This window comes from Aggregatibacter sp. oral taxon 458 str. W10330, assembly GCF_000466335.1.
GTDB lineage: Bacteria > Pseudomonadota > Gammaproteobacteria > Enterobacterales > Pasteurellaceae > Aggregatibacter.
This window is the reverse complement of the sequence record NZ_KE952608.1, coordinates 1289-24584: the sequence shown is the minus strand read 5'-3', so window position 1 is coordinate 24584 and position 23296 is coordinate 1289. Positions and strand designations below refer to the sequence as shown.

The following is a 23296-nucleotide window of genomic DNA, read 5'->3' as shown; positions in this document are numbered from 1 at the left end:
AAAATGCAAAACGAACTTATTTGCTATAAAAAAATGCCGGTTTGGACCAAAGACAGCTTGCCAAAAATGTTTCAAGAAAAACACAACACCAAAGTCGGCACTTGGGGAAAACTCACCGTATTAAAAGGCAAACTTAAATTTTATGTCCTCACAGAAAATGGCGATATTGTGAGCGAACACATTTTCACGCCACAAGATGAAACCCCTTTTGTTGAACCGCAACAATGGCACCGTGTTGAAGCCCTTTCCGATGATTTGGAATGTTTTCTGGAATTTTATTGCACCAAGGAAGACTACTTCAGCAAGAAATACAATATGACCGCCACGCACGGTGATGTAGTCGATGCCGCTAAAATCATCAAACCTTGTAAAGTGTTGGATTTAGGTTGTGGACAAGGCCGTAACTCTCTCTATTTGAGTTTACTTGGCTATGATGTCACCGCTTGGGATCACAATGAAAACAGTCTCCAATTTCTAAACGAAGTCAAAGAGAAAGAAAATCTGAAAATTCAGACCGCACTTTACAATATCAACGAGGCAAACATTCAAGAAAACTATGATTTTATTGTGTCGACGGTGGTCTTTATGTTCCTCGATCGTACTCGCGTACCGGCAATTCTTGAAAACATGCAAAACCACACCAATCCGGGTGGTTACAATTTAATCGTAGCAGCCATGTCCACGCCGGAAGTGCCTTGCCCACTGCCCTTCTCATTTACTTTTGGTGAAAATGAATTGAAAGAATACTACAAAGATTGGGAATTCTTGGAATACAACGAAAACATGGGCGAACTGCATAAAACCGATGAAAACGGCAATCGCTATAAAATGAAATTTGTGACCATGTTGGCAAGAAAGAAATAATTTGCCGATTGAGAAAAGAAAATAACCGCGCGTTATACTGCGGAAGATGAAAAATCTGCGTCTTATGTGATGGATTAAGGCGCAGATTTTTGAATGGAATTAACCTTGGTTAAACCATGCGACATAGTCAAAGTGATCGTAGTATTTTTTACCGTTCCAACCCGAAAACGCGAATAAATCCCCGACCTGATCCTCTTGCTCAAAACCCGGAATATACACGGCAGATGCTAACTGCGGATAAGGTTTATGCGTAAATACCACTTTGTTTTTAAATGGCAACCGATCAAAGGCTTCAAGCTCTTCATAGCTCACGCCTTGAGGGCTATCCTTATCGGTCATGATAATGAAAAGATTATCCAGATTAAGGCGTTTTAAACGCATTTCCCATTTCGCTTTTGCTTCTTGTGCATTGCGGTAATGCATAAAATGAATGGGAATATCCCCCAACCATCCCACCGGATAGGCTTTATCTGTCGGTTTAAATTCTAACGTTTGTTGATGGTAATACGGCATATTTTGTAAATATCGTATGAAATCACAGGGTTTCATAAATAAATTCACAAACGGCGAATGAAAAGGCTCATTTAAATCATGCAAAATAAATGCGCCCACACAGTTACTGGATAACACGGACATTCCGTGATTTTGCAAACGTTTTCTTAGTTGGCGATTGATGGATTTTCGATGAAATTGATTCACCGCACTTTTGAATTTTGAAAATAAGGACATCATTGCCTCCAAATAACGCAATACGACCACAACACATTGAAGAAAATCACTAAGCGTTCGCTATGAACGATGATGTCATAAAAACAGACTCCCCTAAATTTTTACATTCAGGGGAGTTGTTCTCAGTCAAATTTAACCGTTATAACGTTTAAACACGAGTGTGGCATTCGTGCCACCAAAACCGAAACTGTTAGACATCACGGTTTGTAAACCGGCATTTTCTTTTGTTTCAGTCACAATGTTGCAACCCACGGCTTGTTCGTCCAACGTTTCAATGTTAATGCTTGGGGCGATGAAATCGTTATCTAACATTAACAAGGTATAAATCGCTTCGTGCGCACCAGCAGCCCCTAAAGAGTGACCAGTCATGGATTTGGTAGAAGAAATTGCCGGGATTTTATCGCCAAATACGTTTTTAATCGCACCCAATTCTTTCACATCACCTACCGGCGTTGATGTACCGTGCACATTGATGTAATCAATCGGCGTATCCACGGTTGCCATGGCTTGTTTCATGCAACGCTCTGCGCCTTCACCGCTTGGAGCGACCATGTCATAACCATCAGAGGTTGCGCCATAACCCACGATTTCCGCATAAATTTTTGCGCCACGGGCAAGCGCGTGCTCTAATTCTTCTACAACCACTACTGCGCCGCCACCGGCAATCACGAAACCGTCACGGTTTGCATCATACGCACGGGAGGCTTTGGTTGGCGTTTCATTGTATTTGGTGGACACTGCGCCCATCGCGTCAAATTCGGTCGCGCATTCCCAAGACAACTCTTCCGCACCACCGGCGAAAACAATGTCTTGTTTACCTAATTGGATTAATTCTAATGCGTTACCAATACAGTGTGCTGAAGTGGCACAAGCAGAACTGATACTGTAGCTTACACCTTTAATTTTGTACGGTGTTGCCAAACACGCAGACACGCTGGACGCCATAGTTTTGGTGACGGCATAAGGGCCGATGGCTTTCACACCTCGCGGACCACGCACAGCATCACAAGCCACTAACTGGTTATGGGCAGAACCTGTACCGGCGCCGATGACCAAACCGGTACGTTCGTTAGACACTTGCTCTTCCGTTAACCCTGCATCTTCAATAGCCTCTTTCATGGAAAGATAAGCATAGGCTGCCGCATCGCCCATGAAACGATACACTTTACGATCGATTAACTCGCTCGGGTTTAATTTAATCGTTCCGGCCACATGGCTGCGCATTTTCATGTCAATAAATTCAGGGACGATTTCAATACCGGATTTGCCGGCTTTTAATGAAGCCAAGACTTCTTCTTTGTTGTTACCAATACTGGAAATAATACCAAATCCGGTGATTACTGCTCTTTTCATTCGTTATTCCTTATGAGTTGGGAAATTGATTTCGACTTACATTTGTTAGCTGAACGCAATTTACTATGAAATCAAAATATTGCAAGCATTAATTATAACGTTCGACCAGTTAGGGCAATTAGGCGTATTATATTAGACACCTCAAAAGCAACGAAAGGAAATCACGCCCAATGCGCTTAGTGACTCATGCCGAGATTCATTTTAATCAAGAAAATACGCCCATTTCCGACCAATTTGACGATGTTTATTTCTCTAATCAAGACGGCTTAGAAGAAAGTCGCTATGTTTTCCAACAAGGCAATCAACTGTGGCAACGTTGGCTAAAACATGAACACGCGTATTTTATTATTGCTGAAACCGGCTTTGGTACAGGGCTCAATTTTTTGGCGGTCACCACGCTTTTTCGTGAATTTCGCCAACAATTTCCACAGGCAACATTACAACGCCTGTTTTTTATTTCCTTCGAAAAGTATCCATTAACACGGGAAGCATTAACGCTTGCCCATCAACATTACCCGCAATTTAGCGCCCTCACGGCACAATTACAGGCGCATTGGCTAAACCCGATTGAAGGTTGCTATCGTTTTCATTTTGAGGAAACCACACTCGATCTGTGGTTTGGTGATATTCACGACAATTTGCCACAGCTCGGCGACTATATGCGTGACAAAATCGATGCTTGGTTTTTAGATGGATTTGCCCCGAATAAAAATCCTGATATGTGGAATGACGCGCTTTATACGCAAATGTACCGTTACACCAAACCGCAAGGCACATTTGCTACCTTTACAGCGGCAAGTGCGGTACGCAAAGGCTTAGAAAGTGCCGGTTTCAGCGTGCAAAAGCGCAAAGGCTATGGCAAAAAACGGGAGTGTTTGGTGGGCGAAAAAACACTTGAAAAACCCACCGCACTTTTCACGCCGTGGTACCTGCCACAACCCGCTCAGTTTGAAGGCGTAGCGGACATTGCCATTGTGGGTGGCGGCATCGCCTCCTTATTTACCGCATTCGCCTTAATGCAACGTGGCACGAACGTTACCCTTTATTGTGAAGATCCACAACCGGCGATGAACGCCTCCGGTAACAAACAAGGCGCGTTTTATCCGCAACTGAGCGACGATGACGAACGCAACATTCGCTTTTACATACAGGCTTTTGCTTACGGCTTACAACAATTACGTAACGCCGAAAACCTCATTGAATTTGAACATAAATTTTGTGGTGTGGCACTGTGTGGCTATAACGAAAAAAGTGCGGTCAAATTACAGAAAGTTTCGCAACTTCAGCTACCTGAAGGTATTTATAACAACCTAAACCAAGCAGAATTAAGCGATAAAGTCGGTCTCCCGTTGCCTTGTGGTGGCGGATTCATTCCACAGGGTGGATGGCTTGCGACACAACAATTTGTGCAGAATCTGTTTGCTTATTTACAGCTGCACGGGCTCATCATAAAAACATCGCAAAAAGTGACCGCACTTTCCCCTCAAAAAAACGGGTGGTTGGTGACGAATGCTGAAAACGACGCGTTCTATCATCAAATCGTCGTTCTCGCCAACGGGCATCAACTGCATGAATTTCCTCAAACGCAGTCGCTACCGCTTTATGCCGTGCGTGGGCAAGTCAGCCAGATTCCCACCTCAGAATCTCTGCTGAAACTAAAATCCGTGCTCTGTTATGACGGCTACCTCACGCCTGCCGATCAGGCGAAAACCAACCACTGCATTGGTGCCAGCCATGTACGGGACTGTGCAGACCGCACCTTTAGCGAGCAGGAACAGCGGGAAAATCAGGAAAAAATCCAAAAGAACCTAGACGGTATGCCTTGGGTGAAAGAGGTGGATACCTCTGCCAATCTGGCGCGAATCGGCGTACGTTGCGCCGTGCGCGATCGCATCCCAATGGTCGGCAATGTGCCAAATTTTGCACAGCAATGCGTGGATTATAAAAATCTGTTTAACTTACGTCGTCGCAAACAACCCATTCCACCGGCTGCCGTATTTCCGAATTTATATCTCATCGGCGCACTCGGTTCACGTGGCTTAACCTCCGCCCCGATACTGGGCGAAACTTTGGCTTCACTTATCTATAACGAACCGTTGCCGCTGAGCGAAGACTTAATTCACCACCTATCCGCAAGTCGTAGTTGGATACGTAAATTGTTGAAAGGCACGTCGATTGAGAATTTATCGTCTTAATACAATGATTTTTAACTTTTATATTTGGAACTATCATTATGACTCGAATTAATCTAATTCCACCTAAAGAGCTATGCGATCAGCATTTACTGGCGGAACACCGCGAACTGACACGCATTCCGAATGCTGTCGCCAAAGGGAAATTTCACTTAAAAGGGCAACCGGAGGAATATAAATTAGGTGAAGGCCATGTGAGATTTTTCTTTAATAAAATGGCGTTTTTGAAAAGGCGATATGATGAATTACATAAGGAATGTAAAGCGCGTGGTTTTAACGTTCAATATATTTGGCCTGAAACATTGCCCTCATCACCTGAACTTTGGCTTGATTATCAGCCGACCGATACAGCACTTGAAATAAATCATCAAAGGATTCAAGAACGCATGCCCAAAAAAGCCAGATTTACAGCACATCAGCCACTTGCAGCAAAATAAGTGCGGTGCGTTTTTGACGTGTTTTAACAATGTAAAACAAAACCCCATTCAAATTCGAATGGGGTTTATTTTTATCGGGAAACTACTTCTCGAGATTTAATGGCTTAATGTGCCAAATATTTTCGGCGTATTCCTTAATGGTACGGTCGGAAGAGAAATAACCCATGTTGACGATATTTTGAATCGTGCTGTCAATCCACGCATCACGATTTTTATATTTTTCATCCACCAATTTTTGTGTCTCCACATAGCTACGGAAATCCGCAAAGGCTTGGTAGAAATCGTGATATTGCAACCCCTGTAACAGTTGTTGATAACGATTTGGATCATTCGGTGAAAAGTGCCCATTAATGATTTGATCCACAACGTTTCTCAGTTCCCCATCATTTTGGTAAAAATCAAATGGATGGTAACCATCACGACGTAGCTTCTCGACTTGCTCAACGGTGTTGCCGAAAATAAAGATGTGGTCTTTGCCGACATTTTCCAAAATCTCAACATTCGCCCCATCCAATGTCCCCAAGGTTAATGCGCCATTTAACGCAAATTTCATGTTACTGGTACCGGAGGCTTCTGTACCGGCTAAAGAAATTTGTTCAGAAATATCTGCCGCCGGAATAATCAATTGAGCCAAACTGACGCTGTAGTTCGGGATGAAGACCACTTTTAAGCGGCCACCCAAACGGGTATCGTGATTAATAATATTCGCCACATCATTAATTAAATGGATTGTTTGTTTCGCTGCGTAGTAAGCCGATGCCGCTTTACCGGCTAAGATAAACACACGAGGTTGCCAATCTTTTTCCGGATGCTCTAACATGGCGTTGTAACGGGCAATAATATGCAACACGTTCAAAATTTGACGTTTATATTCGTGAATACGTTTGACTTGAACGTCAAATAACGCATGGGGATCAAGATCAATGTCTAATGTTTTCTTCACGTAATTTGCCAATTTCACTTTATTTGCAAATTTAATATCGGCAATGGCGTGTTTGAAATCCGCTTCATGGGCGTATTGTTTTAATTTTTCGATTTGGCTTAAATCACAACGCCAATCAGAACCGATATATTTATCAAACAACGACGCTAATTGTGGGTTTGCCACAGCAAGCCAACGACGCGGGGTAATACCGTTGGTCACGTTAGTGAAACGTTCCGGATAAATACGTGCAAAATCCGCAAAAGTCGATGTCACCATTAAATCAGAATGAATTGCCGCAACACCGTTGACTTTGTGCGAACCGACTACGGATAACCAACCCATGCGAACTTTACGTTGATACCCTTCTTCAATTAAAGAAACGCGACGAATGAAATCCAGGTCGGTAGTGATGTAAGTTTTGACGTATTCCAAGAAATGATCGTTAATTTCAAAAATCATTTGTAAATGACGCGGTAAGATTTTCGCCATCATTTCCACCGGCCAGGTTTCCAAGGCTTCAGACATCAAGGTGTGGCAAGTATAAGAGAAAATGCGACGGGTCATATCCCAGGCTTTCTGCCATGAAAAGCCTTCTTCATCAATTAAAATACGCATTAATTCAGGAATCGCTAATGCTGGATGGGTATCATTTAAATGAATTGCCACTTTATCCGCTAAATTTTCCAAGCTGCTATGCGTGCGTTTATGACGGCGGATAATGTCTTGCAATGACGCAGAAACCAAGAAATATTCTTGACGTAAACGTAATTCACGACCGTTCCAAGTGGAATCATCCGGATAAAGCACACGGGAAAGATTCTTAATGGAAGCACGGCTTTCCACCGCCGCAATGTGTTGACCGCGGTTAAAATCTTCTAAGTTAAATAGTTCGCCGGCATGAGCAGCCCACAAACGTAATGTGGCGGCAGAGTCATTTTGATAGCCAGGAATCACTTGGTCATAAGCAAGTGCGGTCACTTCTTCGCCTTTATTCCAAATACATTTTTTGTCTTCAAAATGAATGTTACCGCCAAAATAAACGGTGAAACGTTTAGACGGACGAATAAATTCCCAAGGCGCGCCTTTTTCTAACCACGCATCCGGACGTTCAACTTGTTGTCCGTCTTCAATTTTTTGACGGAACATTCCGTATTCATAACGAATACCGTAGCCCATGCCCGGTAAGCCTAAGGTGGCAATAGAATCCATGAAACAGGCCGCTAAACGACCTAACCCACCGTTACCTAAACCCGGATCCACTTCTTTTTCAATAATCTCTTCTAAATCAACGTTTAATTCGGAAAGGGCTTCTTTGGCGATGTCGTACAATCCTTCTGCAATCATGGCATTGGATAACGTACGACCAATCAGAAATTCCATTGATAAATAATACACACGACGAGCGTCTTCTGATCTGGCTTCACGCGCGGTGGTGATCCAACCTTCAGTGACGAAATCCCGCACCGCGTATAACGTGGCATTGAGCCAATCTCGTTGGCTCGCCTCTTTAGGAGAGCGACCAATTAAAAAAATCAGTTTATAAACAATCGTTTTTTTTAATGAATCAACATTGACTTCAGGTCGATTGTACAGGAATGGAGAATCAAAATTATCCATTATCATAAGAAAACATCCTCAGTAAATAAAAAGCGGATGAATTTTAATCATTCAAGATAAAAAAACAACACTCTTCTGCGCAAAGATTATTTTTCTTTACGCAGAACATAGGTGTTTCATGAGTGAGATAAAATTCGTTGATATAAATGTTGGTAGTGGGTTGCAGAGATTTGCCAACTGAAATCTTGTTCCATTGCAGTTACACGAACCGTTGTCCATAAACGTTGTTTTTTCCATAACGCAAACGCTGCCTGCAAGGCATTACGGAGTTCCTCGGCCGTTGCGTGAGAGAAAACAAAACCGGTTGCTGTTCGAGCTTGAATATTTTCTGCGGTACTATTGACGACGGTATCCGCTAAACCACCGGTGGCGCGAACAAGAGGTAAGGTACCGTATTTTAAACCGTAAAGCTGGGTTAAACCGCAAGGTTCAAAACGGCTTGGCACTAAAATGACATCGCCACCGGCAACCATGAGATGTGACAACGCTTCATCGTAGCCAATTTTAACGGCAATATTTTGCGGATAGGTTTCCGCTAATTGACGAATACCGGCTTCTAAGTGCGGTGCGCCTGAACCAAGAATCGCCAACTGTCCGCCCTGTTTAACAATTTCATCCGCGCTTTCTAGCAATAAATCCACGCCTTTTTGTTCCGTTAAACGGGTCACCATCACAAACAATAACGCATCAGCTTGTTCCGGAAGGTTAAAATAAGCTTGTAAATCCGCTTTATTTTTTGCCTTACCGCCCATGTACTTCAACTTGTAATGATGTTGAATATACTGATCGTTCATCGGATGCCAAATTTTTTCATCAACACCATTGAGAATACCGACCAAACGCCCTTCATGATCCAGGGTAGAAAGTAAGCCTTGTAAGCCATACGCAAATTCCGGTGTGGTAATTTCTTTTGCATAAGTCGGGCTTACGGCAGTCACCGCATCGGAATAATAAAGCCCAGCTTTTAAGTAAGAAATTTGTCCAAACAACTCTAATCCATCCACATGGAACATGCTGTGTGGCAAGCCGATTTCAACTAAATGGCGATAATCAAATTGCCCTTGATACGCCAAATTATGAATGGTGAAAACCGATTTTGCCGGACGGCCTTTATTAAATAAATAGGCTGCGGTTAGACCTGCGTGCCAGTCATGGGCATGAACCACGTCAGCGCGCCACCAGTAATCTAATCCGGTGGACAACTCCGCCCCCACCCAGCCTAATAATGCAAAACGTTTATAGTTATCGCCATAATCATTGTAATAGCCATCATGATACGGATTGCCTTCCCGTCCATACAAGTGCGGTGCGTCAATAAGATAAACGCCAACGCCATGATATTCACCGTAACGCAAAACAATGTGGCCGGCAAAATTATCCCATTCCGCAACAACTGACGTATTTGGAATGCCCGCCGCAATCGCCGGATACGCCGGCAACAAAATACGCGCATCAATGCCGATTTCTTTTTGAGCAAAGGGCAATGCCCCCATCACATCGGCTAATCCGCCGGTTTTCAGTAAAGGATATAACTCCGAGCAAACGTGCAATACTTTCATTTTATTTACCTAATATGGCACCAAAATGGCACCGAAGATGACGCGCGTTTTCTAACGCGTGCCGTTATAAACAATTCTGTTACAGGCACAAGCGAAGACGCTTGCGCCTGCATTTGCCTTCTTAAAGTGCGGTCATAAAATCCGAAGAATTTTGAATGTTGCTTTGCCAACGGCTCCGAAGGAGCGAGTAAAAATCAAAACGTGTTGAAAACAGACCGCACTTTCACGTTAGTCTAAATGTTCTTCCGAGAACACATCTTGTCCTTCTAATTTTTTCAACATAGACGGTGTGACTAAAATCACTTTGCCGGTTGAACTAATACGGAAACGTTTACTGTCCAATTCACGGTCCACACCAATTTGCATACCGTCCGGAATGACACAATGACGATCCACGATACAATGTTTCAATATGCAATTTTTGCCAATTGTCACTTCAGGCAAGATCACAGAATGATCAATCACGGAACCTTCGTTAATTTTAATCCGATCAAATAACACAGAATAGCTGATTGATGCATCGGTAATGACACAACCACCGCCGATAAGGGAGTTATCCACCGGCTTAACATTGGCATTTTTATAAAAGAATTTAGACGGATAGGCTTGCACCGGGTTACCACGAATCGGCCAAGTTTGGTCATAAATATCTAATTGCGGATGCTCAGACACCAAGTCGATATTCGATTGCCAGAAGCTGTCTAATGTCCCCACATCGCGCCAATAAATATCGCCTTCCGTGTTACGTCCCATGCAGGAACGACTAAACGGATGGGCGTATAACGTGCCTTCTTCCAAACATTTCGGCAATACGTCTTTACCAAAGTCATGAGAGGTGCAAGGCGTGTTCACTTCTTTATTTAGCATTTCATAAAGATAATCCGCATTAAACACATAGATCCCCATGGATGCCAATGAAGTTTCCGGTTTGCCTACCATGGCAGGCGGATCTTTCGGTTTTTCCACGAACGCTTTTACTTTTAGATTTTCGTTGACCGCCATCACGCCAAATTCATGAGCCTCGGAGCGTGGCACTTCAATACACCCCACGGTACATTTTGCCCCACTGGTGACATGATCTAACAACATTTGGCTGTAGTCTTGTTTATAAATATGGTCGCCGGCAAGAATGAGAATATATTTTGGTTTGTAGTGATCTCGAATAATCGCCATGTTTTGATATACCGCATCAGCTGTACCGCGATACCACGTGGAATCATCAATTTGTTGGCGCGCCGGGAGCATATCAATGAATTCACCCCGTTCTTGTGGCAAGAAAGACCACCCTTTTTGTAAATGACGTAATAAAGAGTGGGCAGCATACTGCGTGACAACCCCAATACGATTTAAGCCGGAGTTAATACAGTTGGACAACGCGAAATCGATGATTCGGCGATTTCCCCCAAAATACAGTGCCGGTTTTGCACGTTTATCCGTTAATTCGTGCAGGCGTGAGCCACGACCACCGGCTAAAATCAGCACAAGCGTATTTTTGACTAAATCATATTTGTTAGGAAGTTGGGAAAGACCGTTTTTCATAATAAACTCCGTTATTTTTTTAATTATCCATATTTTCCAACACACAAAACGCCATACCACCCACTTCAACTTGCTGTTGTTGAATCGTTAAGTTTGTTGTTCCTGCCCTAGCTTTCCATTGACCATTTATCTCGTTTGGCAATGTAAAAGACTGCGGTTCTGCTTTCGCATTGATTAAGAAAAGCCATCGCTGATCTAATACCACTTGCAGCGCCTTGCTTTCCCGATGATGCCAATCTTCGACTTGCATTGATTTTCCCTCAATATTAAGCCAAGTGACATTTTCATCCGACCACCAAACATCCCGTTGCAAACTTTGAATTTGTTTTCGTGTTGCAATTAGTTGTTTGGTCAAGTCAAATAATTCCTGATTGAAATCCTGCCATTTCAGCCATGTGATTTCATTATCCTGACAATAGGCGTTATTGTTACCGAATTGCGTGTTGCCGAATTCATCGCCGGCAAGCAACATTGGTGTACCGTTGCCTAGCAGCAAACTTGCCAACAATCCGCTTTGCGCTAAAACGCGCTGATTTTCCACCGCACTTTGGTATTCGTCATTGAGGTCTAATTGACTGCCCTCAATGCCATGGTTGTAACTGTAATTTTCATTGCGACCATCGCGATTGTCTTCACCGTTCGCCTCGTTATGCTTATGGTTATAACTGACCAAATCGCGTAACGTGAAACCGTCGTGTGCAGTAATAAAATTCAGGGTGGTGTGTGGCAAACGCGTTTCTCGCTTGAACAGATCACTTGAGCCGGCAAAACGTTCGGCAAATGCGCCCACTTCCCCACTTTTCCATAACCAAAAACGACACATATCATCACGGAAGCGGTCGTTCCATTCGGCAAAATAATGGGGAAAACGCCCTAATTGATAACCATAATGTCCGATATCCCAAGGTTCGCTGATGAATTTCACCTGTTGTAAACTCGGTGTTTGCGCGATGTCATCAAACAGTTTGGCGTGTGGATTGAAATCCGGCGATTCACGTCCTAACACCGTGCCTAAATCAAAACGGAAACCATCCACATGACATTCTTCCACCCAATAACGCAGGCAATCCACCACCCATTTTCGGGTGATGTCATTGGCGAGGTTCAGCATATTGCCGCAACCTGTCCAGTTAATATATTCGCCTTGTTCGTTTTGCCAATAATACGTCCGATCATCAATGCCACGTTGGCTGAATGTTGGAAATGGTTTCTCCGATTCTGCCGTGTGGTTAAACACCACGTCTAAAATCACTTCAATGCCCGCTTCATGTAAGGCTTTCACCATGCTTTTGAATTCATATAACGGGTTTTCATGGTTTGCTTCGGAACAATACTTTGGCTCTACGGCAAACATAGCCAACGGGTTATAGCCCCAATAATTTTGTAATCCTTTTTCTTGCAAATGCGGTTCGTTCACGTGGTAATTAATCGGCAACAATTCCACGGCGGTGATACCTAATGCTTTTAAATACGCCACACTTTGCGGTTGCGCCAAACCGGCATAGGTTCCGCGTAACTTTTCAGGGAGATCCATGCGTAATTGGCTAAAGCCTTTTATGCTGAGTTCATAAATTATCGTCTCTGCCCAAGGTGTTTTCGGGGCTTTGTCGTTTTGCCAGTCAAAGGTGGTCTCAATGATTTGACCTTTCGGCGCAAATTCCGCGTTATCTCGTGGATCATTTAACTGAAAAATCGACCGCACTTCTGCCGAACTTAAATCCGGTTTACCCACCACGGCTTTAGCATAAGGATCAAGCATGAGCTTGTTTGGATTGGCCAAAGTGCGGTCATTTTCGGCGGTGATTCTAAAACCGTATTGCGTCCCCTGAGTAACGCCACTAAGCGCAATATGCCAAACATTTTCGCTACGATGCATAGCGAAACGCTGTTCTTTTTTGCCGTTCTCAAACAGGCACAACTCCACGGCATCCGCCACAGAAGAATACAGCGCAAAGTGAGTGATTTGCTCGCCGTTTTCTTCATATTGGCTATAACCGAAGGGATAAGCCTTGCCCTGATTTTTTACTGCAACCATGCCTTATCCTTGATATTTCAAATAGAGGGTTGCCAATGGCGGAATCGAAACAGAAATAGAATGATCTCGTCCGTGGCTTGGGATTGCCTCACTTTCCACTGCACCGCAGTTACCAAGATTTGAGCCTTCGTAAAAGGATGAATCCGTATTTAAAATTTCGTGATATTGACCTGCAACATTCACGCCAATGCGATAATCATGACGTGGCACCGGCGTAAAGTTACTGATCACAATAATGCGCTCGCCTTTGCTGCTACGTCGCTCAAAGGCAAATACGGAGTTTTGCGCATCATCCACCACCAACCAATCGAAGCCTTGCGGATCAGAATCCAGTTCAAAGAGCGGTGCATTTTCGCGGTAAATTTTATTGAGGTCTTTCACCAACTGTTGCATACCGATGTGCCATCTTCCGCCGATGGATTCATCCAATAAGAACCAATCAAGGCTTTCGCGGTAATTCCATTCGCGACCTTGGGCAAATTCATTTCCCATAAACAATAATTTTTTACCCGGATAGCCCCACATATAACCGTAATAAGCACGTAAGTTAGCGAATTTTTGCCATGCATCCCCCGGCATTTTACCGATTAAGGAACATTTGCCATGCACCACTTCATCGTGGGAAAGCGGTAACACAAAGTTTTCACTGTATTGATACACCATGCCGAAAGTCATTTGGTTGTGGTGATATTCGCGATAGATCGGATCTTTTTCCATGTAAGAAAGGGTGTCATTCATCCAGCCCATATTCCATTTGAAATTAAAGCCTAAGCCCCCCTTTTCGGTTGGATGTGTTACACCGGCAAAAGAGGTCGATTCTTCCGCAATGGAAACCGCTCCTTGCACTTCACTATGAATTTTCCAGTTGGTGTGTTTTAAGAATTCAATGGCTTCTAAATTTTCCCGTCCGCCGTATTGGTTTGGAATCCATTCGCCTTCGGCACGGCTGTAATCACGATAAATCATGGAGGCCACGGCATCGACACGGATACCATCAACACCGAAACGCTCAATCCAATACAAGGCGTTACTGGACAGGAAGTTCTTCACTTCGTTGCGACCGTAGTTGTAAATGAGCGTGTTCCAGTCTTGATGGAACCCTTCGCGCGGATCGGCGTGCTCATATAATGCTGTGCCGTCAAAAGCCACTAAACCATGGGTATCGCTTGGGAAATGCCCCGGTACCCAGTCCAAAATCACGTTGATACCGGCGTCATGGGCGCGTTCAACTAAACGTTTAAACCCTTCCGGTGTACCAAAACGGCTGGTCGGAGAATACAACCCTAGCGGTTGGTAGCCCCAAGACCCATCAAATGGGAATTCGGAAAGCGGCAAAAATTCAATGTGAGTAAAGCCCATTTCTTTTACATAAGGAATCAATTCATCGCCGATTTGGTCGTAATCTAGCCAGAAGTTATTTTCTAAATTACGGCGCCAAGAGCCCAAATGCACTTCATAAATAGAAATCGGTTGATCCCATTGATTGGCTTTACGGCGGGCTTCTGTCATTGGCACGATATCCGGCAACGCACTAATTTGTGACGCTGTATCAGGACGTAACTGTGAACTGAATGCGTAAGGGTCGGCTTTTAAGCGTAAATTGCCGTGGCAATCAATTAATTCAAATTTATACAACTGCCCTAATGCGACTTTCGGTAGGAATAATTCCCATACGCCACTTGCAGGATGTAAGCGCATCGGATGGCGACGACCGTCCCAATAGTTGAAATCCCCTACCACAGATACCCGTTTAGCGTTCGGTGCCCACAAGCGGAAATTCACACCGGAAACACCATCACATTCGATAAAATGCGCACCTAACACTTCATACGGACGTAAGAATGAGCCTTCAGCTAAAAGCCATTCATCCAAATCATTAATCATGGGATGATAACGATAAGGGTCTTCGAGGATTTGCGATTCTTTGCCCCAATACACTTGTAATTGATAGGCAAAGAAATCTCGGGTTTTCGGCACAACACCAGCAAAAAAACCTCTGTCATCTAAGCAATCCAATTCACAGACGGTGTCTTGATTTTCTTTATCAATGACGCTGACACGACACGCATCCGGCAATAAAGCACGAATTTCAATGCCATTATCGGTTTCGTGCATACCCAATACGGAAAAAGGATCAGAATGCGTTCCATCAAAGAATTGATTAATCACGGATTGCGCTACTAGTTGAGTCATAATAAATCCTCGCTAAGCTCTGCGGGCTTAATAAATGAAGAGAAAAGGAACGCGATTTGCATATTGCTCAACGCCAATAAACAGGGCAAATTGAATGGTAAAAGCGCGTGTTGGTGAATCGGAAAGGTTTCTCTTTGACGAGAAGCTGAAAGGTTTAAGCGATAATGAGGGAATGATAATATGAATAAAACAAGAGAGATGCGCGTGAAAGCCTCATAAAATACTGCGTTTATCCGATGACTTGGCGGTTGCAAAAGTGCGGTGAAATCATGCCGTGTTTCCGGAGGGGCATAAATCAAACGCACGTCTATCAGTAAATGCGCTAAATGAGAAGAAGAAACACCGATTGCTTCGGCAATTTGTGCTGGAGAATTGAAAACTTGCATACGGCACCTACAACTAAAATACAGCCTAAAACTAACGCTTTATGAGTATTCTAGAAGAGGCAGAAAGAATTACAACGCTTTTAGTTAAAATTAGTGATCTCCGTCAAAAAATCACGTGACATCAATGACATCTTATTAAAACAAAACCGTTAAAACAAAAGCGAGATCCTTCGATCTCGCTTTCTCATTTTATATCGTTTCGCTGTTAAAAACTGGAAGTATCTTGGAATAAACCGACTTTCAAATCTGTTGCGGTGTAGATAACACGACCGTCCACCTCTACTTCGCCGTCTGCCATGCCCATCACTAATTTGCGGTTGATGACACGTTTCATATTAATGCGATAAACCACTTTTTTGGCGGTTGGCAGAATCTGACCGGTGAATTTCACTTCGCCGACACCTAACGCACGACCTTTGCCTTTGCCACCAACCCAGCCAAGGAAGAAGCCGACTAATTGCCACATGGCATCTAAGCCTAAGCAGCCCGGCATGACCGGATCGCCAATAAAATGACAAGCAAAAAATGGCAAATCAGGGTGAATATCGAGTTCAGCTTCAATGTAACCTTTACCAAATGTACCACCATCTTCAGTCATTTTCACAATACGATCCATCATTAGCATAGTTGGCGCAGGAAGTTGCGGCCCTTCTTTACCAAACAGTTCTCCACGTCCGGAGGCTAATAAATCTTCGTAAGAATAACTGTCTTTAATGTTTGGTGTACAAGTGTTCATTATTAAAATCCTATAAAAAGTCAATGTGTTGTTAAAATACAAACGTTACGCGGATTCTAACAAAGCCTCACTACATTTAGAATAGCTAACACTTGTACGCCTAACTTGTCCGATCAGTTAATTTTTAATGGCAATTTTGAATTAATGGCTTTTGCGGGAAAACAACAAATCCCAAAAACCCTCTCGATGTGACTGCCGATCAGCATATTGATTAATACGTTGGTTAATTAAGCGTGCTAATGGCAGTGTATCTGGCGTATAGTCTTTATCATCTTGTTCCACTAAGTCACGTTGTAACAAAATTTCACAGGCCTGATCCACGGCTTCTACGGGATAAATAAAAAATGTCTGATTTTTCACCGCACTTATAACCGCCTCAGATAAACTCAATTGATTCACTACGGCACTCGGAATAATCACGCCCTGTTTACCGGTCAGTCCGCGACGCTGACAAATGGTGAAGAAACCTTCAATTTTTTCATTTACGCCTCCGACAGAATGCACCAAACCAAACTGATCGATCGCCCCGGTAATGGCAATGGATTGTGGCAACGGCAAATCGGACAAGGCACTGACTAACACGCAAAAGCCGGCTAAAGAAGCGCTATCACCATCAATTTCACCGTAAGATTGCTCAAAAACCAAGGAAGCCGAAAACGGCAATTGAGAAGGCAATTCTAAAATATTCGCTAAACAGGCTTCTGCAATCAAAATGCCTTTGCTGTGAATATTCCCCGCCAATTCGGTTTTGCGCTCCACATCTACGACTTCACCATCACCATATTGCACAATACAACTAATACGAGAAGGTTCACCAAAAACGAGCGGCGTCCCCGGATATTCAATGACGGACAAACCATTAATCTGCCCCACCATTTCGCCTTCAGTCGCCACATAAATTTGTTCCTGCAAAATGCTATCGTAAGTTTGTTCACGCAAAAAGCCAAATTGCTCGGTTTTATGTAAAAAATAACGCTCAAAATCTACCGCACTTAAGGAGGTGGACTGGGTTAAAAGTGCCGTCTCCGTCAAGATATTTTTTAACATCAACGGCGAGATATTAATCAAGTCGCGATTTTCACTATCACGTACCAATAATTGATACAGTTTATTAAAGCCACTCAACTCCAACATGGGTAATTGATGTTGTTGTGCAACAGCTTGAACATACCCCATCCATTGTTGCTGTTGCTCCGCATTGGCAACACGGCAATAACTCTCAATTTCCGCATAATCCGCCAAGTGATAAAGCTCTTCTTCCAACTCTTCCAATGTCGCCAATTCTGTACGATTGCCTAAGACAATGACTTTTAACTGCAATGGATAACTCGGAATATCGCAAGGCAAGGTTTTAAACGGATGCGCAGAATACCAGTTAAATACGCCGGTGGTGAGAATATGTTTGAGCCGTTGCCATAAATCAAATTGCGCCAATAATGCGCCGGCAGTGACAATTAAAATACCGCCATTCACCTGATGAACCAAGCCTGGATTCAGCTGAATGTCGTGCGAGGTCGCGTGAATTTTCACGGAACCAAATAACTGAAACTGATCGAAATATAACGCGGTTGCTACACTTTTTTGCGTAGCAAAATTGTCATGATGAGACTGCGCCGATGCTGCAGAAATGCGTGGAAAAGAAAAGGAATCGCCTTGTTCAATAATGTATTGCACGCCACACAAATCCGGCATTGGCTTTTGTAATTGAATAAATTGTTCCAATAACGGCGCATATTCTGCCTGATCATCCGCTTTAAGCACCAATAAAGTGCGGTGGGAATTTTTAATGAAATGACGAATCGCTTTTTCTGCGCGGGGTTGTAATGCGAAAAAATCTTGAGAATGTGAAGGGATTTCCGTCACGCTCAATGTCGGGCGAAGTTCCTGCCAAGGCAAAGTATTATAAGATGAAGACACGACGACTCTCTACGTTAAAGATAATTTGACAACATTATCGCATATTTATGCGTATCGAGGAAAATTTGCTGGAAAATCCGCCACAAAAAGCGTATAGTCACACAGTTACCACGTCACTAAAATCATGTAAAAAAATGAAATATCAAAAGTTAGAAAATCAAGAAGCGCATTGGAAATGGGTCTATTTAACCAAAAAGGCCCGTGAAGGGGAAAATATCACCCGTTACACGGAAAAAAGTTTACAAGAAGACATCGTAAAACAACTCATCGGCTGCCAAAACTATCCGCAACAAATTGAAGAATGGATAAAAACCCATTTAGCGCCAGAATTGGTGACAAAACTCGATCAAGCCATCCGCGCCAGAAGAAAGCGTTTTTTTAATGCTGAAAAACAATCTACCAAGAAAAAATCTATTGATTTGGAATATGCCGTTTGGTTACGTTTATCCAAATATTCTCGCAAAATGAAAATGACGCTCTCAGAAACCATCATGTATATGATTGATGAGCGTGAGAAAAAAGCGCTATACGAAAGCCAAATGTCCGCCATGAAAGCCGGATTAAAAGATTTATTAAAATAAATAGGCAATTTTGGTGCAAATTCACTTCATTTATGATCTAAACAGATCATAAATGAACAGTAAATAAATGTAAATATATACAGTAGTTTTAATGATAGGGGGATTGTGATTAGATTGTAAGTTATTGATTTTTCATTATTTAGATAATAAAAAAGCCGCTTTAAAAAGCGGCTTATATTTTGATAAAACTTATCATTGGTGCCTAGGGTCGGACTCGAACCGACACGTTTATTCAACGGCGGATTTTGAATCCGCTGCGTCTACCAATTTCGCCACCCAGGCAACACTGATAAATTTTCTTGTTGAGAACGGATGCCGATTATAAGGATTTATCTCGTTGTTGCAAGCAAAAAATTCCTTAATACATTTAATTGCTTAAATTTTAACTTTATCGATACTCCCAGGGCTACTTTTTTTCTCACTCTTCATCGCACGCTCACCAATGATTTCAGCCTCCTGTTACAATGAGGGTCATTGCCAGTGCCATGAAAGATTGGAAACAAGACGGCAGTGATCGCATTTAAAATATAAGAAGTCAAACAGTGGTTGCTCCAGCGTCCACGGCCGTTTGCATAAGGGGCAATGGGAGTCTAACTCGGCTTCTCGGCTTTCTCCGCCGATTCGATACAAATAATAGTATGTGGGAATGCCACTTTGGCGAGTAATTTCTTGAGCGAGGTAATAGCCATGTTTGAACAATGGAGTTTGCGTATTGCTAATTTGCGCCAAGGCCTCTTGTTCTAACACCGAACCATTCATTTGCAACTGATCACACGCCTGCCAATTTTCTTGCCACTTGATCATATCCATTGCCAAGTGCGGTATGTTTTTTAGCTGTTTATATAACGGAATCGGTTGCAACGTATCACCGCTATGTAAAGGGGAACAAGACTGCAAATAGGTCGTATAGAGCAATTGCCAAGAAGGCGTTTCTGTTGCGGTCATGTCAGAATTAAGATCTTCTGCGACGATTTGAAAACTCTCGAAAAACACACTGCACTTTTCTGCTTCTAGAAGGGCTTGTGTGACCGGCTGATTGTTAAATTCCGCTAATAATGAAGTTTGCTCTGGACAAGTCACACGCACCGCCAAGCCTTGTTGATTTTCCTGCTCGGCAAGAAATTGTGGGATTTCACGCCCAATAATCTGTCCGTTATAACGCCATTGTTCAATTACTTGATTAACGCAATGAGCTTGTTTTTCCAATGAAAAATCACTCGGCTGGAGAGAAAAGAAGGCTTCAATTAAATACATAATGGATCACGTTAATATAAAAAGCAGAATTTTACACGAAATTTGTGTAACTGGCGCAAAAGCATGAAATCTTCTACAATGACGCGCTTATTTTATGAGGTGTTTTATGCATCAACAAACTCGATTACATTTACAACATTTACAGCATACGATGACGCGTTTGGCATTATGGCAAAGCATGCCACCAAACGCAGAGGCTTTTTTAAGCGAACAACCTTTTGCACTGGATACAATGCAGCCAACAGAATGGCTGCAATGGATTTTTATTCCACGTATGTACGCCCTATTGGAAAGTCAGGCACCCTTGCCACGCCAAATCGCAATCACCCCTTATTTGGAAGAGGCACTGAAAGAAGAAGATTATTTGGCGGAATTATTAATCCCGATCATAGAAATTGAAAAGCTGCTACAACAACCATGTTAGAGATTTTATATCAAGATGATGTATTGGTCGCCGTCAATAAACCGGCAGGCATGTTGGTACATCGCAGCTGGCTTGATCGCCATGAGACCCAATTTGTGATGCAAACTTTGCGCGATCAAATCGGGCAACGCGTTTATCCGATTCATCGCTTAGATCGTCCAACATCCGGCGTTCTGGTGTTTGCCTTAAACAGTGAAATAGCGAATATGTTATGCCAACAGTTTGAGCAAAAACAAATAGAAAAGCAGTATCTCGCGGTAGTGAGAGGATATGTGACAGGGCATGGTAAAATTGATTATCCGCTCAAGGTTCAGTTAGATAAAATTGCCGATAAATTCTCCCAACCGGATAAAGCGCCACAAAGTGCGGTCACTTTTTACGAAGGATTGCAGACCGTAGAAATGCCTTACGGTGTAGGGCGTTATGCCACTTCCCGTTATTCTCTGGTGCGTTTAATTCCGCAAACCGGACGTAAGCATCAGTTGCGTCGTCACATGAAACATATTTTTCACCCAATTTTAGGGGATACACAATATGGCGATTTGCATCAAAATCGTGCATTAATAGAACACACCGGCTGCGCCCGTTTACTGTTACACGCAGAAAAATTAACCTTTGTTCATCCATTGACTCAACTTCCGATGACAATTCAAGCTGGACTGGATGCGCAATGGCAAAATCTCATGCAGACTTTTCAGTGGTAAAAACATTGCGAAAAATCACCGCACTTTTAAATGAAAGGAAAGACAAAAATGCTAGACAACGATTTGCTAAATCTCACCCATGAACAGCAACAACGTGCCGTTGAAAAAATTCAAGAACTCATGGCGCAAGGCATTGGCAGCGGAGAAGCTATTGCCTTAGTGGCAAAACAATTACGGGAACAGAATAAAAATACACAAAATCACAAATAATTCGCCGCCAAAGAAGAAAAGCTGAAGGTTTTTGCACATTATTTTTATGAATTTTTGTGATCTCTGTTTGATTTTGAAACTTTTCTTATTGCATACACAGTAAATTTATTTAAAGATGATCACCAGCAAATTAAGGTGATAGGGCTGTATGTCTTATTGAAGTAAATGTGGTTCGAGAAGAACTAAAACCATAAGAGGTGTAAATTATGGAAGTTGGTGTTGTTAAATGGTTTAATAATGCAAAAGGATTTGGCTTTATTTCAGCAGAAGGCAGTGATACCGATATTTTTGCACACTATTCTGTTATTGAAATGGAAGGCTACCGCTCTCTAAAAGCAGGTCAAAAAGTACAATTTGAAGTCATTCACGGCGACAAAGGCTCCCACGCTACAAAAATTATCCCGATAGCAGAATAATAATTCATTCTCCCAAATAGAATCTATTTAATCTAAAGGCTAAGTTTAATACAGGACTTGGCCTTTTTGATTAAGGACTCCCCTGCTCTACACCACAACGGTGATATGTTCATTAAAATTTAATGGCAAAAAATACATCAAGGAAATCAGAGGCTATCGGTTAAATCTTATATTACGTAGAAAATTAAAATACAGCGCCATTATCCCTATTATCCATCAATAAATCGCACAACAATATCATGCTCATCATACGGTACTCAGCGCATCTTAAAGTGCGGTCGTTTTTTAAAGTTTTGAACCGATAATCAAAAGCAATATGACATCTTTAGGATTGCGGAAGAAAGCAACGATTGCCCACAGAAAGGCATAAAACAAGGTGCCGAAAAACAGCACTTGGACGAGGGTGATAGCACCAAACAGCATAAACAATAGGCCGATTTCATACGGTAGCAACACAACCACCAAACCAATCCAACGGACATCAATGTTTTTATCCATAAAGGTTACCTCATGGCAGATAATCTCACGTTCACATTCAAGATTAAGTTCAACGCTAATCTTGAACTCATACGAAGCGATTTTAAAACGGTTAAACGCAACTGACAACGCACAAGCACTTAGAAAATGTAATATCCCTTGTAGCGTGCAACTTGTTGCACGAAAAAATCATTCACAGCCGTGCGAAGGCGGCTGCTTGACCCGAAAGCCGATCGCCCGTTTGGCAATCGTGTTTCAACACACAGCCGCGCGGAGGCGGCTGCTAAAGTTGACATCGACATTGGCGAAACGGCGTGGTTTCAACACACAGCCGCGCGGAGGCGGCTGCCGGTGCCCTGGATACCCAGAAGACAGCTCAAACAGGGTTTCAACACACAGCCGCGTGGAGGCGGCTGCCCCGTTACCGCAAACTCGGCAAAGCAAGCGGAGAAGTTTCAACACACAGCCGCGCGAAGGCGGCTGCATTCGTCACAATATTTTGCGATTTCATAAAGTTTGTTTCAACACACAGCCGCCCGAAGGTGGCTGCGGCGATCAATTTCTTCCAATTCTGATCGCACGGCTGTTTCAACACACAGCCACCCGAAGGTGGCTGCCCAGGGATAAAAAAGATAAGTGCTGCAATGGCAAGTTTCAACACACAGCCACCCGAAGGTGGCTGCCTTCAATGCGCTTGGTCTTTTCCATACCTTGCAGGTTTCAACACACAGCCACCCGAAGGTGGCTG

Annotated in this window: 20 protein-coding genes, 1 tRNA gene and 1 CRISPR repeat array; of the genes, 8 read left to right on the top strand and 13 right to left on the bottom strand. The window is 43.0% G+C overall.

Annotated features, from left to right (window positions below; genetic code table 11):
* The first annotated feature begins 3 nt into the window (after positions 1–3).
* Positions 4–864 (top strand): SAM-dependent methyltransferase TehB, encoded by an 861-nt coding sequence (gene tehB / locus HMPREF9065_RS04315; RefSeq protein ID WP_021616194.1) that lies wholly within the window; start codon positions 4–6, stop codon positions 862–864.
* Positions 865–963: 99 nt separating this feature from the next.
* Here the strand turns inward: tehB and HMPREF9065_RS04320 are convergent, their stop codons facing one another.
* Positions 964–1593 carry a DUF1919 domain-containing protein gene (locus HMPREF9065_RS04320; RefSeq protein WP_033002557.1) on the bottom strand — a complete coding sequence of 210 codons (630 nt, stop codon included), beginning with the start codon at positions 1591–1593 and terminating at the stop codon, positions 964–966.
* A 132-nt stretch (positions 1594–1725) separates the two neighbouring features.
* Positions 1726–2946 carry a beta-ketoacyl-ACP synthase I gene (gene fabB / locus HMPREF9065_RS04325; RefSeq protein WP_021616192.1) on the bottom strand — a complete coding sequence of 407 codons (1221 nt, stop codon included), beginning with the start codon at positions 2944–2946 and terminating at the stop codon, positions 1726–1728.
* A 170-nt stretch (positions 2947–3116) separates the two neighbouring features.
* Here fabB and mnmC point away from each other — a divergent pair, with 170 nt between their 5' ends.
* Positions 3117–5141 carry a bifunctional tRNA (5-methylaminomethyl-2-thiouridine)(34)-methyltransferase MnmD/FAD-dependent 5-carboxymethylaminomethyl-2-thiouridine(34) oxidoreductase MnmC gene (mnmC, locus tag HMPREF9065_RS04330; RefSeq protein WP_021616191.1) on the top strand — a complete coding sequence of 675 codons (2025 nt, stop codon included), beginning with the start codon at positions 3117–3119 and terminating at the stop codon, positions 5139–5141.
* 38 nt (positions 5142–5179) lie between these two features.
* Complete coding sequence (locus HMPREF9065_RS04335) at positions 5180–5575, top strand: pyrimidine dimer DNA glycosylase/endonuclease V (protein WP_021616190.1); 396 nt, start codon at positions 5180–5182, stop codon at positions 5573–5575.
* A gap of 82 nt (positions 5576–5657) precedes the next feature.
* Here the strand turns inward: HMPREF9065_RS04335 and HMPREF9065_RS04340 are convergent, their stop codons facing one another.
* The 8 genes from HMPREF9065_RS04340 to HMPREF9065_RS04375 form a co-directional block, all read right to left on the bottom strand.
* Positions 5658–8123, bottom strand: coding sequence for a glycogen/starch/alpha-glucan phosphorylase (locus HMPREF9065_RS04340; protein WP_021616189.1), 2466 nt, complete (start codon positions 8121–8123; stop codon positions 5658–5660).
* A gap of 110 nt (positions 8124–8233) precedes the next feature.
* Entirely contained in the window at positions 8234–9676 is a 1443-nt protein-coding gene (gene glgA / locus HMPREF9065_RS04345) for a glycogen synthase GlgA (protein ID WP_021616188.1), read from the bottom strand.
* Between the two features lie 228 nt (positions 9677–9904).
* Positions 9905–11215 carry a glucose-1-phosphate adenylyltransferase gene (glgC, locus tag HMPREF9065_RS04350; RefSeq protein ID WP_033002556.1) on the bottom strand — a complete coding sequence of 437 codons (1311 nt, stop codon included), beginning with the start codon at positions 11213–11215 and terminating at the stop codon, positions 9905–9907.
* Positions 11216–11234: 19 nt separating this feature from the next.
* Entirely contained in the window at positions 11235–13250 is a 2016-nt protein-coding gene (gene glgX, locus HMPREF9065_RS04355) for a glycogen debranching protein GlgX (RefSeq protein WP_021616185.1), read from the bottom strand.
* A 3-nt stretch (positions 13251–13253) separates the two neighbouring features.
* Entirely contained in the window at positions 13254–15443 is a 2190-nt protein-coding gene (glgB, locus tag HMPREF9065_RS04360; RefSeq protein ID WP_021616184.1) for a 1,4-alpha-glucan branching protein GlgB, read from the bottom strand.
* Positions 15440–15829, bottom strand: a complete 390-nt coding sequence (locus HMPREF9065_RS04365; RefSeq protein WP_021616183.1) for a hypothetical protein — start codon at positions 15827–15829, stop codon at positions 15440–15442. Before HMPREF9065_RS04365 ends, glgB begins: the two co-directional genes overlap by 4 nt.
* Positions 15830–16034: 205 nt before the next feature.
* On the bottom strand, positions 16035–16565 hold the full coding sequence (gene fabA, locus HMPREF9065_RS04370) for a bifunctional 3-hydroxydecanoyl-ACP dehydratase/trans-2-decenoyl-ACP isomerase (RefSeq protein ID WP_005700570.1): 531 nt from the start codon (positions 16563–16565) through the stop codon (positions 16035–16037).
* 141 nt (positions 16566–16706) lie between these two features.
* On the bottom strand, positions 16707–18482 hold the full coding sequence (locus HMPREF9065_RS04375) for an AAA family ATPase (protein WP_033002555.1): 1776 nt from the start codon (positions 18480–18482) through the stop codon (positions 16707–16709).
* A gap of 134 nt (positions 18483–18616) precedes the next feature.
* On the opposite strand from HMPREF9065_RS04375, the gene matP reads away from it, so the two are divergent.
* The gene (gene matP, locus HMPREF9065_RS04380; RefSeq protein ID WP_033002566.1) at positions 18617–19063 is read left to right on the top strand and encodes a macrodomain Ter protein MatP; all 447 of its coding nucleotides are present in this window, start codon (positions 18617–18619) and stop codon (positions 19061–19063) included.
* Between the two features lie 196 nt (positions 19064–19259).
* On the opposite strand, the gene HMPREF9065_RS04385 is transcribed toward matP, so the two are convergent.
* A tRNA-Leu gene (locus HMPREF9065_RS04385) sits at positions 19260–19345 on the bottom strand.
* A gap of 189 nt (positions 19346–19534) precedes the next feature.
* A complete protein-coding gene (locus tag HMPREF9065_RS04390; RefSeq protein WP_021616180.1) occupies positions 19535–20317 on the bottom strand; it encodes a Zn-ribbon-containing protein in 783 nt (260 codons plus the stop codon).
* Positions 20318–20423: 106 nt separating this feature from the next.
* Between HMPREF9065_RS04390 and HMPREF9065_RS04395 the strand changes: the two genes are divergently transcribed.
* From HMPREF9065_RS04395 to cspD, 4 genes are all read left to right on the top strand, one after another.
* The gene (locus HMPREF9065_RS04395) at positions 20424–20741 is read left to right on the top strand and encodes a YqcC family protein (protein WP_033002554.1); all 318 of its coding nucleotides are present in this window, start codon (positions 20424–20426) and stop codon (positions 20739–20741) included.
* Positions 20735–21445: a tRNA pseudouridine(65) synthase TruC gene (gene truC / locus HMPREF9065_RS04400; protein ID WP_021616178.1), complete on the top strand. Its 711-nt coding sequence runs from the start codon at positions 20735–20737 to the stop codon at positions 21443–21445. Before HMPREF9065_RS04395 ends, truC begins: the two co-directional genes overlap by 7 nt.
* Positions 21446–21493: 48 nt before the next feature.
* Positions 21494–21655, top strand: a complete 162-nt coding sequence (locus tag HMPREF9065_RS10355; protein ID WP_033002552.1) for a YoaH family protein — start codon at positions 21494–21496, stop codon at positions 21653–21655.
* 206 nt (positions 21656–21861) lie between these two features.
* Positions 21862–22071, top strand: coding sequence for a cold shock domain-containing protein CspD (gene cspD / locus HMPREF9065_RS04410; RefSeq protein WP_021616176.1), 210 nt, complete (start codon positions 21862–21864; stop codon positions 22069–22071).
* 285 nt (positions 22072–22356) lie between these two features.
* Here the strand turns inward: cspD and HMPREF9065_RS0109470 are convergent, their stop codons facing one another.
* Positions 22357–22569 (bottom strand): hypothetical protein, encoded by a 213-nt coding sequence (locus HMPREF9065_RS0109470; RefSeq protein ID WP_033002549.1) that lies wholly within the window; start codon positions 22567–22569, stop codon positions 22357–22359.
* Between the two features lie 164 nt (positions 22570–22733).
* A CRISPR array of direct repeats spans positions 22734–23296; the repeat unit is 16 nt; unit sequence GTTTCAACACACAGCC.

What these genes read in the sequence shown, in the direction of transcription:
- tehB (WP_021616194.1), top strand. Translation starts at nt 4, where the DNA reads ATGCAAAACGAACTTATTTGCTATAAAAAAATGCCGGTTTGGACCAAA.
- HMPREF9065_RS04320 (WP_033002557.1), bottom strand. Translation starts at nt 1,593, where the DNA reads ATGTCCTTATTTTCAAAATTCAAAAGTGCGGTGAATCAATTTCATCGA.
- fabB (WP_021616192.1), bottom strand. Translation starts at nt 2,946, where the DNA reads ATGAAAAGAGCAGTAATCACCGGATTTGGTATTATTTCCAGTATTGGT.
- mnmC (WP_021616191.1), top strand. Translation starts at nt 3,117, where the DNA reads ATGCGCTTAGTGACTCATGCCGAGATTCATTTTAATCAAGAAAATACG.
- HMPREF9065_RS04335 (WP_021616190.1), top strand. Translation starts at nt 5,180, where the DNA reads ATGACTCGAATTAATCTAATTCCACCTAAAGAGCTATGCGATCAGCAT.
- HMPREF9065_RS04340 (WP_021616189.1), bottom strand. Translation starts at nt 8,123, where the DNA reads ATGATAATGGATAATTTTGATTCTCCATTCCTGTACAATCGACCTGAA.
- glgA (WP_021616188.1), bottom strand. Translation starts at nt 9,676, where the DNA reads ATGAAAGTATTGCACGTTTGCTCGGAGTTATATCCTTTACTGAAAACC.
- glgC (WP_033002556.1), bottom strand. Translation starts at nt 11,215, where the DNA reads ATGAAAAACGGTCTTTCCCAACTTCCTAACAAATATGATTTAGTCAAA.
- glgX (WP_021616185.1), bottom strand. Translation starts at nt 13,250, where the DNA reads ATGGTTGCAGTAAAAAATCAGGGCAAGGCTTATCCCTTCGGTTATAGC.
- glgB (WP_021616184.1), bottom strand. Translation starts at nt 15,443, where the DNA reads ATGACTCAACTAGTAGCGCAATCCGTGATTAATCAATTCTTTGATGGA.
- HMPREF9065_RS04365 (WP_021616183.1), bottom strand. Translation starts at nt 15,829, where the DNA reads ATGCAAGTTTTCAATTCTCCAGCACAAATTGCCGAAGCAATCGGTGTT.
- fabA (WP_005700570.1), bottom strand. Translation starts at nt 16,565, where the DNA reads ATGAACACTTGTACACCAAACATTAAAGACAGTTATTCTTACGAAGAT.
- matP (WP_033002566.1), top strand. Translation starts at nt 18,617, where the DNA reads ATGAAATATCAAAAGTTAGAAAATCAAGAAGCGCATTGGAAATGGGTC.
- HMPREF9065_RS04390 (WP_021616180.1), bottom strand. Translation starts at nt 20,317, where the DNA reads ATGTATTTAATTGAAGCCTTCTTTTCTCTCCAGCCGAGTGATTTTTCA.
- HMPREF9065_RS04395 (WP_033002554.1), top strand. Translation starts at nt 20,424, where the DNA reads ATGCATCAACAAACTCGATTACATTTACAACATTTACAGCATACGATG.
- truC (WP_021616178.1), top strand. Translation starts at nt 20,735, where the DNA reads ATGTTAGAGATTTTATATCAAGATGATGTATTGGTCGCCGTCAATAAA.
- HMPREF9065_RS10355 (WP_033002552.1), top strand. Translation starts at nt 21,494, where the DNA reads ATGCTAGACAACGATTTGCTAAATCTCACCCATGAACAGCAACAACGT.
- cspD (WP_021616176.1), top strand. Translation starts at nt 21,862, where the DNA reads ATGGAAGTTGGTGTTGTTAAATGGTTTAATAATGCAAAAGGATTTGGC.
- HMPREF9065_RS0109470 (WP_033002549.1), bottom strand. Translation starts at nt 22,569, where the DNA reads ATGGATAAAAACATTGATGTCCGTTGGATTGGTTTGGTGGTTGTGTTG.